At 67.3% G+C, this 11,978-nt stretch carries 11 protein-coding genes; 6 read left to right on the top strand and 5 right to left on the bottom strand.

Annotated features, from left to right (window positions below; genetic code table 11):
* Position 1 precedes the first annotated feature (1 nt).
* Genes SJY41_RS14540 through SJY41_RS14525 form a run of 4 tightly spaced genes read right to left on the bottom strand, consistent with a single transcriptional unit; the run spans position 2 to position 4,041 of the window.
* Complete coding sequence (locus SJY41_RS14540; protein ID WP_380782877.1) at positions 2-1,408, bottom strand: aldehyde dehydrogenase family protein; 1,407 nt, start codon at positions 1,406-1,408, stop codon at positions 2-4.
* Positions 1,405-2,295: an alpha/beta fold hydrolase gene (locus SJY41_RS14535; RefSeq protein ID WP_380782875.1), complete on the bottom strand. Its 891-nt coding sequence runs from the start codon at positions 2,293-2,295 to the stop codon at positions 1,405-1,407. Before SJY41_RS14535 ends, SJY41_RS14540 begins: the two co-directional genes overlap by 4 nt.
* Positions 2,296-2,303: 8 nt before the next feature.
* Positions 2,304-2,936, bottom strand: coding sequence for a glutathione S-transferase N-terminal domain-containing protein (locus SJY41_RS14530; RefSeq protein WP_380782873.1), 633 nt, complete (start codon positions 2,934-2,936; stop codon positions 2,304-2,306).
* Positions 2,937-2,946: 10 nt separating this feature from the next.
* On the bottom strand, positions 2,947-4,041 hold the full coding sequence (locus tag SJY41_RS14525) for a Zn-dependent alcohol dehydrogenase (protein WP_380782872.1): 1,095 nt from the start codon (positions 4,039-4,041) through the stop codon (positions 2,947-2,949).
* Between the two features lie 236 nt (positions 4,042-4,277).
* Between SJY41_RS14525 and SJY41_RS14520 the strand changes: the two genes are divergently transcribed.
* Positions 4,278-4,934: a response regulator transcription factor gene (locus SJY41_RS14520; protein WP_380782870.1), complete on the top strand. Its 657-nt coding sequence runs from the start codon at positions 4,278-4,280 to the stop codon at positions 4,932-4,934.
* 34 nt (positions 4,935-4,968) lie between these two features.
* Here the strand turns inward: SJY41_RS14520 and SJY41_RS14515 are convergent, their stop codons facing one another.
* Positions 4,969-6,375 (bottom strand): aldehyde dehydrogenase family protein, encoded by a 1,407-nt coding sequence (locus SJY41_RS14515; protein WP_380782869.1) that lies wholly within the window; start codon positions 6,373-6,375, stop codon positions 4,969-4,971.
* Between the two features lie 186 nt (positions 6,376-6,561).
* Here SJY41_RS14515 and SJY41_RS14510 point away from each other — a divergent pair, with 186 nt between their 5' ends.
* The 5 genes from SJY41_RS14510 to SJY41_RS14490 are packed head-to-tail and all read left to right on the top strand — an operon-like array spanning position 6,562 to position 11,942.
* On the top strand, positions 6,562-7,017 hold the full coding sequence (locus SJY41_RS14510; RefSeq protein ID WP_380782867.1) for a (2Fe-2S)-binding protein: 456 nt from the start codon (positions 6,562-6,564) through the stop codon (positions 7,015-7,017).
* Positions 7,010-9,166: a molybdopterin cofactor-binding domain-containing protein gene (locus tag SJY41_RS14505; RefSeq protein ID WP_380782865.1), complete on the top strand. Its 2,157-nt coding sequence runs from the start codon at positions 7,010-7,012 to the stop codon at positions 9,164-9,166. Before SJY41_RS14510 ends, SJY41_RS14505 begins: the two co-directional genes overlap by 8 nt.
* Positions 9,163-10,494, top strand: coding sequence for a c-type cytochrome (locus SJY41_RS14500; protein ID WP_380782863.1), 1,332 nt, complete (start codon positions 9,163-9,165; stop codon positions 10,492-10,494). The genes SJY41_RS14505 and SJY41_RS14500 overlap by 4 nt, the downstream gene beginning before the upstream one ends.
* A gap of 32 nt (positions 10,495-10,526) precedes the next feature.
* Entirely contained in the window at positions 10,527-10,874 is a 348-nt protein-coding gene (locus tag SJY41_RS14495) for a carboxymuconolactone decarboxylase family protein (protein ID WP_380782861.1), read from the top strand.
* 30 nt (positions 10,875-10,904) lie between these two features.
* Complete coding sequence (locus SJY41_RS14490) at positions 10,905-11,942, top strand: NAD(P)-dependent oxidoreductase (protein WP_380782859.1); 1,038 nt, start codon at positions 10,905-10,907, stop codon at positions 11,940-11,942.
* Positions 11,943-11,978: the final 36 nt, after the last annotated feature.

Below are 11,978 nucleotides of genomic sequence, written 5' to 3'. Positions count from 1 at the left end.
CTCAAGCTGCCAGTTTAGCGTTCAGGATGCGGAGCTGGGTGAAGTCCTCCATGCCCTCGACGCCGTTCTGGAGCCCGATGCCGGACTCCTTCGCGCCACCGAACGGCACGTCGAGCGGGAGCGCCATGTGCTGGTTGACCCAGATGGTGCCGGTCTCGATGCGTCCGGCGACTTGGATGCCGCGCTCGACATCGCCGGTCCAGATCGTGCCGCCGAGCCCGAACTCGCTGGCGTTGGTCTCCGCGATCGCCTCGTCCACATGGTCGTAGGACTGGATCGGCAGGATCGGGCCGAACTGCTCCTCGCGCACGAGCCGGGCGTCGTTCGGCAGACCGGTGACGATCGCCGGGGTGATGAAATAGCCATCTCCCGTCGGTTGCCCGCCGGTGACGAACGTCCCGCCCTCCGCATGTGCGCTCGCTATGAAGCCGAGCACCTTTTCATACTGCATCCTGTTCTGCAGCGGACCCATCGTGGTGGTCGGGTCGAGGCCGTCGCCGAGAACTGCGGCCCGGGCGCGTCTGGCAAGTGCCGCCGCCAACTCCTCGACGTGCGAGGCCGGTGCATACACGCGCTTGGTCGCGTAGCAGACCTGTCCGGCGTTGATGAAGGCGGCCGCATAGATCTTGTCGGCGGCCCACTCGATGTCGACGTCATCGAGTACGATCGCCGCGTCGTTGCCGCCGAGCTCGAGCGTGAAGCGCTTGAGCGTCTCCGCGGCGGAATCGAGGACCTTCTTGCCGGTGGGCGTCGATCCGGTGAAACTCACATGGGCGATGTCCGGGTGGCTGGTGAGCAGCGGGCCGAGGTCGTTCGCGTCGGCGAGCGTCTGGAACACGCCCGCCGGGAAGATGTCGGCGGCAAGCTCGCCCAGGATCAACGTCGAGAGGGGGGTGGAAGGCGCCGGCTTCGCGATCACCGTGTTGCCGGTGATGAGCGCCGGCCCGAGCTTGAAGGACAGCAGCGTCATCGGCCGGTTCCACGGCATGATCGCGACGACGACGCCCTGCGCGTAGCGCTGTTCGACGATGAGCTCCTGCGCATTCCGTCGGATGACGCGGTCCTCGATCCGCTGACCTGCGAAATGGCGGATGGCGTCGGTGGCCCGGCCGACTTCGAAGCGGCAGTCCGCGATCGGCCCGCCGCGCTCGCGCGTGAGCGTCTCGGCGATGCGGTCGAGGTTGGCGGTCATGGCATCCGCGAAGCGCTCGAGATAGGGACGTCGACCGTCGTAGCCGAGCGCCGCCCATCCGAGCTGCGCACGCTTCGCCGCGGCGATCGCCTGCTCGGCTTGCTGAACGCTGGCGCGCGGCGCCTTGACGAAGGGCTCGCCCGTCGTCGGGTCTATCACGTCGAGCGTCGACGTGCCGTCGACCAGTCGGCCATCGATCAGAAGGCGGTGGATCACTTCGTTTTCTCCTGAGTGGCGTTCGCGAACTCGGTGAGGGCCTCGGCGACCGCGTAAGGATTCTCTTCGGCGAGCCAATGACCGGCGCCGGGGATCACGCCGACCGACACGTTGGTGGCGACCTCCTCCATCATCGGGCCTATTCGGTCGGCGTAACGGCCGCCGGCGCCGGCGAGCGCCAGCACCGGCATCGTCAGCGGCCCCTGTTCGGCTTGGAGACGACGATTGTCGGCTATGTCCTGCGCGAACGATCGGTAGAGTTCGAAGCCCGCGCGCATGCCGCCTGGTTGAGCGAAGTGGCGGACGTAGGTCTGGAAGGTGTCGTGATCGATCGCGGCGGCGTCGAACGCCATGTCGTGGTAGTAGCGCTCGAGGTAGAGGGCTTCTCGACCTTGGGTCAGGGCTTCGGGCAGATCCGGCGCCTGATGGAAGTGGAAGTGCCAGACCTTGGTGCCGTCGCGCGACGCCTCGTCGAACATCCGGGTTCCCGGGATGACGGAATCCAGGATGGCGAGCCGCGCGGTGCGCTCGGGAAACCGCCGCGCGAACGCGTAGGCGACCATCGCTCCGATGTCGTGACCAACGACGGTCACGGGCGTCTCGATGCCGAGGCTGTCGAGCACGCCGGCCAGGTCGGCCGCAAGCGTCCGCTTGTCATACCCGCCCTGGGGGCGGGCCGAACCGCCCGCGCCTCGAAGGTCGGGCATGACTAGGCGGAAGCCGGCGGCGAGCAGCGGCGCAACGGTCTTCCGCCATGCGATGGCCATTTCGGGGTAGCCGTGGATCAGTAGCAGGACCGGCGAGTCATCGTTTCCCGCAGTGCAGAAGTGGATGCGGACGCCATCGACGTCGATGGCGGAGGAGCGGGTGCTGGCAAGCTGACTCATGATGACCTCTATGGTTGGGGGGCGGGATCGGGCACATCGACCATGCCGTGTCCCTCGGCCGCGAGCGCGGCCCTCACGGATGGACGGTTGCCGACCGAAGCGAGAAGGACGGCAATCCTGGGGAAGGGATCGAGCGGGATGCCGTAGAAGCGGGTCCAGCTACCGATGACGAAGAAGTACGCGTCGGCCGCCGTGAACACGTCGCCGGTCAGATACGGGCCGACCAGATCGCGTTCGACGAAGGCGAGGCGGTTTGCGATCCTGGCGAGGACGAGCTTGCGCATCGCGTCGTCGATCTGCCAGTTCAGGGGGATGAAGCTCTTGTGGAGCTCGGCCGCGACGAAGCTCTGCCATTCCATCACGCGGTATCTCGCCATGGAGGCACAGGGTGGCATCAGATCGTGGCGGTCCGCCCGGTCGCACAGGTACTGCGCGATGACGAGGTTCTCGGACAGGTGCGCGCCGTCCTCGAGGACCAGCAGCGGCACCATGCCCCTCGGTGCGGCCGTCCGATAGTCCGAGCCGTCCGTCCGCATCTTGGTCGTGACGTTCACGACCTCCAGCTCGAACGGTGCGCCGATCTCGCGGAGGAGAATGTGCACCGACAGCGAGCTGGCGCCGGGATGGGTGAAGAGCTTCAAGTCGCGCTGATCAGAACGAGGTGATGACGGACCGGGCGATCGCGCCGTGCTTCAGGTCCTCGTAGGCCTCGTTGATCTCGGAGATGTTGACCTCGCGCGAGATCAGATCGTCGAGGTTGAAGCGCCCCTGCAGGTAGAGGTCGGCGTACATCGGGATGTCGCGTTTGATGTTGCTCGAGCCCATGAACACGCCGCGCAGGTCTACCTGGCGTACGATCACGTCGAGACCGGCTAGCGGGAACGTCTGACCCGGGCGATGCAGGCCGATGAGGTAGACTCCCCCGCCGGGACGGACCATCTGGATCGCCTGCTCGGACGTGGAGGTCAGGCCGATGACCTCGAAGGCGTGATCGGCACCGCGCGGGAGCAGCGCCTTCACGGCCGCGACCGCATCGGTGTCCTTGGCGTTGATGAAGTCGGTCGCGCCGAACTTCCGAGCGAGCTCCTCCTTCTGTGGCTGCGTGTCGATCGCGATGATCCGTTCCGCGCCCGCGAGCTTGGCCCCGGCGATGACGTTCAACCCGACGCCGCCGACACCGATGACGACCGCGGTCTCGCCCGGACGCATGTCGGCCGTGTTGATCGCGGCGCCGGCACCGGTGATGACGCCGCAGCCGAGGATGGACGCCTGCGGGAAGGGGACCTCGTCGGGAACTTTCACCAGCTGGTTCTCGTGCACGAGGGTCTGTTCCGCGAACGCGGCCGTTCCCCATCCGGTGTAGACGGGTTCACCGTCCGACGTGCGCGTCAGGCGTTGGCCGTCCGCGGCCGCCCGCATGGTTTCCTGGGGATTCTCGCACTGATAGGTGCGCCCGGACAGGCAGGACACGCAGTGCCCGCAGAACTGGACGAGGGATCCGACCACGTGGTCGCCGACCTTGAGCTCGCGCACGTCAGGTCCGACTTCCTTGACGATGCCGGCCAGCTCGTGGCCGAGAACCGCCGGGAGTGGCGTGCCGTAGTTCGCCTCGGCGAGATGGAGATCCGAATGGCAGAGGCCGCAGGCCTTCACCTCGACGAGCACCTCGCGGCCCTTCGGCGCGTCGATGCTGACCTCCTCGATGTCGAACCGTCCCTCGTTGGCGTTGAGTACTGCGGCCTTCATGTTCTGCGCTCCTGAGATGCCCACGCCCGAATGGGGAGCGCCGGTCCTGGTCTCTAGGATGAGGGATTCTGCGATTGCGGCCAGCCGTACCGAGGTATGGGGATGACCGCTTCCGGTATGCGGCGCGGTGGTGGCCCCATACTCATGTATGGGGGATCGCCCACGCTAAGTGCTGGAAACGGTGCCGCCGCCGGGTTAGGATTGGACTCCAAAAGACGTGTCGAGGGAGGCCGTTCGTGACAGCAGCAACGTCGGCCGCATCGAGCGGCTCAGAACCCATATCGCTGAAGGACTCGCCGCTCGTGCTCGTCGTGGACGACGATCCCGATGTTCGTGCGAGCCTGACGGACATGTTCAATTCGGTTGGCATGGACGTGGTGGTCTATGCGTCGACCGCCGAGATGCTGCAGGAAGGCGTGCCGGACCGTCCGAGCTGCCTCGTACTGGATCTCCGGCTGCCGGGGTCGAGCGGTCTCGATCTGCAGGCCCGGCTCGCGGACGACGGCGTGCTGATCCCGATCATCTTCATCACGGGACATGCGGACGTTTCGACGTCGGTTCGAGCGATGAAGGCGGGAGCGCTGGACTTCCTGCCCAAGCCGTTTCGCGAGCAGGAGCTGCTCGACGCGGTTGGCGACGCCCTGCGTCGCGACCGTCTGCGTCGCCTGGACGAGACCGAGCGCAACGAGGTCCGCGTGCTCGCGGAGAACCTGACGCCGCGCGAGATCGACGTCCTGCGCGGGGTCGCCCGCGGCCTGCTGAACAAGCAGATCGCCTACGAGCTTGGGATCACCGAGATAACCGTGAAGATGCATCGATCGAGCGCCGGGCGGAAGCTGAAGTCCGTCTCCGTCGCCGACATGGTTCGCAAGGTCGAACTGCTTAGCCTGTAGACCGGGGCCGCACCGTGCAGCCCCGGTCGCGGCGTCAGCCCGCGGCGTCCGCACCGGGGGGAAGGGCTCCGGCCGGCGAGATCGCCACCAGCTTCCAGTTGACGAACTCGCCAAAGCCCAGCTGGCTGAGCTCCCGGCCGTAGCCCGAGTTCTTGATGCCGCCGAACGGCATCTGCGGGGTCGACCAGGTCGGGTTGTTCACGAAGGCCATGCCGCTCTCGATGGCGAGCGCGACCCGCTCCCCGCGCTCCAGATCCGCCGTGAAGACGGATCCACCGAGGCCGAAGGGCACGTCGTTCGCCAACGCGATAGCAGCCGCCTCGTCGGGGACCACGTAGAAGGAGAGGACGGGGCCGAAGATCTCCTGCGCGTAGACCGGATTGGCCTTCGTGATGCCGGTCAGGATCGTTGCCTCCAGATAGCTGCCCTGACGATCGATTCGGTTTCCTCCGAGGGTCACGTCGGCACCTGCCGCCTTGGCCTCCTCGATCTGCTTAAGCAGTCCCTGGAGGGCGCCTTCCGACGAGACGGGCCCGAGCGTCGTTGCAGGGTCGAGGGGGTCGCCAGCCTGGAGCGCGCCCATCGCCGCCTTCATCGCCTCGAGGAAGACCCGCCCTCGCTCCTCGCCGACGACGATCATGCGCTTGGTCGCGACGCAACTCTGGCCCGTGTTGTTCATCTTCCCGACCATGGCGTTGTAGACCGTGGCCTCCACCGGCGCGTCCTCGAGGACGATCATGGGATCCGAGCCTCCGAGCTCCAGGACGGACTTCTTGAGGTTCCTGGCGGCGCGCTCGGCGACGGTCGCGCCGGCCTTCTCGCTGCCGGTCAGGGTCACGCCACGAATGCGCGGATCGTCGATCACGGTTCCGATCTGGTCCGTCGAGACAAAGAGGTTGGCATAGGCGCCGGCCGGCACGCCCGCGCGGCGCATGACGTCCTCGAACGCGAGCGCGCACTGCGGCACGTTGCTGGCGTGCTTGGCGACCATGACGTTGCCGACCATAAGTTGCGGCCCGACGACGCGGGCGAGCTGGAAGAAGGGGAAGTTCCACGGCTCGACCGCCAGCAACGCGCCGAGCGGCTGCGGATGGAGCGTGGCACCGGGTGCGCCGGGAAGGGGTTTCGGCTTCAGGAATTCGGCAGCCGTGTCGGCATAGTAGTCCAGGATGGCTGCCGAGAGCTGCAGTTCGCCGATCGCCTGCGGCACGAGTTTGCCCATGTCGCGCGACATGACTTCGGCGAGAGCCTGCTGTTCGTTCCGTATGATCGCGGCGGCGCGCTTTATGATGGCGGCGCGCTCGGCGATCGGCCGTTGCGGCCAATCCTCGCGGTAGCAGCGACCGGTCTCATCCAGGATCGCGGCGAGCGCCGCGTCGGTGATCGTCTCGAAGGATTTCTCGACCTTGCCGGTCGCGGGGTTGGTCGTTCGATAGGCCATGTTGTGATGTCTCCAGAGGGAACCGCGCGAGGATCGGGCCATCGCGGGCGGGTTTCCACTGGACGAGGGTATGGGTGAGACGCGACCATGGCAGGCACCCAGCCCGACGCGCGTGCTCCCCATACCGATGTACGTCTGCCTCGCGAGATCCCTCTGACCTAGCACCGCCGGGAAGCGGAGGTTGCGATGGTCAGCGTGCGGGTGAACGAAGAGATCAGGGAGGTGGCGGTCGACGGCGACACGCCGCTTCTCTGGGTGCTGCGCGATCTGCTCGGCATGACCGGCACCAAGTTCGGCTGCGGCATCGCCCAATGCGGTGCATGCACGGTGCATCTGGACGGCGTCGCGGTCCGGTCCTGCCGCCTGCCGGTCGGCGAGGTGGGCGACCGATCCGTGCGTACGATCGAGGGGGTTGGCGCGACGCCGGTCGGAGCGCGCGTGCAGAAGGCGTGGCTCGACCTCGAGGTTATCCAGTGCGGATACTGCCAGCCAGGTCAGATCATGGCCGCGACCGCGCTCCTGACCGCCAATCCGACCCCCGACGACAAGGCCATAGACGCGGCGATGGCGGGCAACATCTGTCGGTGCGGGACCTACGTCCGCATCCGCGACGGGATCAAACGGGCCGCGTCTCATGGTTGAGGCGGCCCTCTCGCGGCGTCAGCTGCTGCGGACCGGTACGCTTGGCGGCGCGGCCTTCCTCCTCGGCGTCAATCTTCGCTCGGCGGAGGTGGCGGCGGCCAGTCCGGTCGCCGCGGGCGGCTTCGCGCCGGACGCGTTCATCCGCATAGCGACGGATGGTCGCGCGACGCTGATCATGCCGCAGACCGAGATGGGGCAGGGGATATACACCGGTCTCGCGATGCTGATCGCCGAGGAGCTCGACCTACCGCTCGAGGGCGTGACGCTGGAGGCTGCGCCGGCGAGCGACGCGCTGTACGGCAACCCGATCTTCAAGGTGCAGGCGACGGGCGGCTCCACCTCGATGCGGGGCTATTGGCTGCCGATGCGCAAGGTCGGCGCCAGTGCACGCGCCATGCTCGTCGCGGCGGCCGCACGCCGGTGGCGCGTCGATCCCGCGAGCTGCCGCACCGAGGCCGGCGCCGTCATCCATGATCAGAGCGGCCGGCGCCTGCAGTACGGTGAGATCGCCGGGGCGGCGATGCGCGAGAAGCCGCCTGTCGATCCCGTCCTGAAGGATCCGGCGGCGTTCCGCTTGATCGGGCGCGCGCATCACCGTCTGGACACGCCCGACAAGGTCAACGGGACGACGAAGTACGGCATCGATGCGATGCCGGAGGGCGTTCGCTTCGCCGCACTGGCGTCGTCACCGGTGCTCGGCGGGAAGGTCGCTGGTGTCGACGACTCGCAGGCACGCAGTCTGCCCGGGGTGAAGCAGATCGTCGTCCTCGACGATCTGGTCGCGGTGGTCGGCGATACGAGCTGGGCGGCTCTGCGTGGCCTCGCGGCCATCGACATCAGGTGGAATGACGGCGAGTTCGCCGACGTCTCGACGGAGACGTTGCGCGCCGGCCTGCAGGCGGCCGGGCGGAGCAAGGGCGTGACCGTCGTCGACACTGGTGCCCGCGGGAAGCTCGTCGGTGACGGGGTGGTCTCCGCCGCATACGAACTGCCACTTCTCGCGCATGCGCCGATGGAGCCCATGAACTGCACGGTGCATCTGACGCCAGGCCACTGCGAAGTCTGGGTCGGAACGCAGGTCATGACCATGGCGCAGCGTGCAGCCGCCGAGGAGGCGGGGCTGACCCCCGACCAGGTCGTCGTCCACAACCACCTGATCGGTGGCGGCTTCGGACGTCGTCTCGAGGTCGACGGCATCCGCAAGGCGGTACGCATCGCCCGACAGGTGGATGGACCCGTCAAAGTCGTGTGGAGCCGCGAGGAGGATATCGGCAAGGCGCCGTACCGGTCCGTGTACGGTGCCTGGCTGCAGGCCAAGCTCGTGGATGGCAGGCCGATCGCCTGGTACCACAAGACTGTCGGACCGACGGTGGTGGGCAGATGGCTTCCGCCCGCCTTCGACGGCAAGGTCGACAACGATGCCGTCGATGGTGCGGCCGAGACGCCTTACGATTTCCCGGCGAGCTACGTGAACTGGGTGCGCCACGAACCGCGTGGCGTGCAGACCGCGTTCTGGCGGGGCGTCGGTCCGAACCTCAACGTGTTCGCGACTGAGAGCTTCGTGGACCGCGTGGCACGCGAAGCGGGGCGGGATCCCCTGGCGTTCCGACGCGACATGATCGGCAAGCATCCACGCGCGCGCGCCGTGCTGGACCTCGCCGCCGAGAAGGCCGGTTGGGGCACGGCGCTGCCGGCCGGTTCCGGTCGCGGCATCAGTCTTCAGTTCGCATTCGGCACCTACCTCTGCACGGTCGCGGAGGTGGTGGTCGACGACGATGGGGCGGTGTCCGTGACCCGGATGACGACGGCGGTGGATTGCGGCACCCCCGTGAACCCCGATGGCATCGTCTCGCAGATCCAGGGCGGCGTCGTATTCGGGCTGTCGGCGGCCCTCCACGGCCGCATCACCCTTGAGAACGGTCGGGTCCAGCAGAGCAACTTCCACGACTATCGCGTCGTGCGCATCGACGAGACTCCCCGGATCGACGTCCATGTGGTCCGGAACGCCGAGGCCCCCGGCGGCATCGGCGAGCCGGGAACGGTGTCGGTGCAGCCCGCCGTCTGCAACGCGATCTATGCGGCCACCGGCGTCCATCTCACGCGCATGCCGATCGAACCGGCGTTGCTGGCCAAGGACGCACGGGCATGACCCTCGCACGTCGCAAATGGGTCCTTCCTTTCGCTGCCGCGCTGATCTTCGCGTTGGTGGTGGCATACCGCCTGCTCGTTCTTCCAGGCGCACTTGCGTTTGCAGGCGGGACGCAGGTCGATCTCGCCGCCTACCGCGGTTCGCAGGTCACGGGCGTCCCCGTGGAACTCGCGAATGCCGATCCACTTACGAAGGGCCGGTACCTCACGGAGGCCGCCGACTGCGCGGCATGTCATACGGCGAAGGGCGGGAAGCCGTTTGCGGGAGGGCGGCCGTTCAAGCTGCCGTTCGGGACGATCTACACGCCGAACATCACGCCGGACAGAGCGACCGGTATCGGTGCCTGGACGAACCCGGAGTTCCTGCGCGCGGTCCACAAGGGCATCGGGCGGCAGGGCGAGCGGCTGTACCCGGCTTTTCCATACGCCTCCTACACGCTGCTGACCGATGACGACGTCCTGGCGATCCGAGGCTACCTGGCGACATTGCCCGCGGTGGCGCAGGCGAACATCCCCAACACCTTCGCGTTCCCGTTCAACCAGCGGTGGCTGATGGCGATATGGAGCGCGTTCTTCAGTCCCGACCAGCGCTTCCGCCCGGTCGCCGAGCGGAGCGCGGAGTGGAACCGCGGCGCGTATCTCGTCGAGGCGGCCGGGCATTGCGGCGAGTGCCATACCCCGCGAACGCTGATGCAGGCGATGGACACCCGCCGGAAGTTCGCCGGTGGACAGGCCGAGGGCTGGAACGCCTACAACATCACCAGCGACCGTCTGAGCGGCGTCGGCGCGTGGACGGCCGACGATCTCGCCTCCTATCTCGCGAAGGGTCACGCCCCCGGCCACGGCGTCGCGTCCGGGCCGATGGCGGAAGCCGTCGAACTGAGCACGAGCCGCATGACGGCGTCCGACATCGCGGCGATGGTCACCTATCTGCGCACCGTGCCGCCTGTCAGCACGAAGGCGTCGCCGGCTATGGCGGGACCTGCAGCGGCGGTCGCCAGTGTCGGCCCGGTCGGCAATGCGGCCGGCAAGCGCATCTTTGAAGGGGCGTGCGCGAGCTGCCATGCTTGGAGTGGGCGAGGGGCGGTCACCTCGGACCAGCAGTTGACCGGCAACCGCGCCGTGAACGACGCCAGCGCCGCGAACGTCGCGATGATGATCTTGAACGGGACCGGTTCGCCCGAACATGCCGGCGCGTTCATGCCCAGTTTCCGGGCGGCCTACACCGACGCGGAGATCGCAGCCGCGGCGAACTACGTGACCGCGAGATACGGCGCCAAGCCCTCACGGGTGACCGCCAGCGAAGTCCGCAAGATGCGTGACGAGTAGACAACCGAACTCACCACCTAAGGAGAAGAAGCATGCACATGATGGATTGGAACGGATACCGCGACCAGGTCTTTGCTGGCGTCGGTGCCATCGGAAAGATCTCGCCGGACACCACGCGTGGCTACGCGACGCTGAGCGGCGCTGGCGCGAAGACCGGACATCTCGACGAGAAGACGCGGGAGCTCATCGCGGTCGCATGCGCGGTCAGTCTGCGGTGTGATGGTTGCATCACCGTGCATACCAAGGCGGCCCGTCAGGCCGGCGCGAGCGAAGACGAACTGACCGAGGCGCTCGGCGTCGCCATCGCGCTGAATGCCGGCGCTGGCCTCGTCTACTCGACCCGTGCGATGGACGCTTTCTCGGCATCCGGTGAGATCTGAGGACTGGTGATTGCGCCGAGGCAACCTTCGATGGGGATGCGCCAGGCGATCGCGATCAGGCCGGACCTCTGCCGTAGAGGGGTGAGCCTGATCGCACATCCTGTCCGCCTCACGGCCGCGGGACCAAGAAGGCGATCCGCGCCTCGATCGGCGGCGGCATTGCGACGTAAGCGTGCCGCCGCGCGTTGCCTTCGGACTAGGAGATTGACCATGGACATTGGATTCATCGGGCTGGGGAAGATGGGCAGCGCGATGGCGCGCAATCTAGCCAGGGGTGGGCATACCGTCCACGCGTGGAACCGGTCGCCGGTCGCGGACGGATCGGTCGACGGCGTGACCATCGTCGCGACGCCGGACGACGTCTTCCAGGCCGATGTGGTCTTCACGATGCTTTCGGACGACAACGCGATCCGCGAGGTGCTGTTGAATCACGGCGTGCTGCAACGGGCCAGGCCCGGGCTGGTACATGTCGTCGCCGCGACGATCTCGCTCGATTTGGTCGAGGAACTGCGGACGCTGCATGGCGAGGCCGGCATCGGCTATGTCGCGGCGCCCGTGTTCGGCCGTCCGGACGTCGCCGAGGCCGCGCAGCTCAACATCATCGCCGCTGGAGCCGAGGCCGCTATCACACGCGTCCAGCCGCTGTTCGACCTTATCGGCCGCAAGACTTTCGTCATGGGCGAGGACCCGCGGCAGGCCAACGCTGCCAAGATCGCGGGCAACATGATGATCGCGATGGCGATCGAAGCGATGGCGGAGGCTGTCGCCCTGACCGGTGCCAACGGGTTGGCGGCCGAACCCTTCCTTGCCCTGATGACGCAGACGCTGTTCGGCGGTCGCGCCTACGAGAACTACGGGGCGAAGATCGTTGCGGGGGATTACGAGGCCGGCTTCCGGATGGCCCTGGGGCTCAAGGACCTCCGGCTCGCGACTGCGGCGGCCGCGGCTACGGGCAAGAGCCTGCCGATGCTGACCGCCGCCGAGGCTCGTATGTCGGGTGCGGTCGAAGCCGGGATGGGCGACCGCGATTGGTCCGCTCTCGCCGACTTCAGTCTCGATGCAGTCTGAGACCAAAGTCGGCGCGTGCTAAGGGTCCGCAAGAGG

Source organism: Sphingomonas sp. R86520, from assembly GCF_042466285.1.
GTDB lineage: Bacteria > Pseudomonadota > Alphaproteobacteria > Sphingomonadales > Sphingomonadaceae > Sphingomonas.
This window is presented reverse-complemented; position numbering and strand designations above follow the sequence as displayed.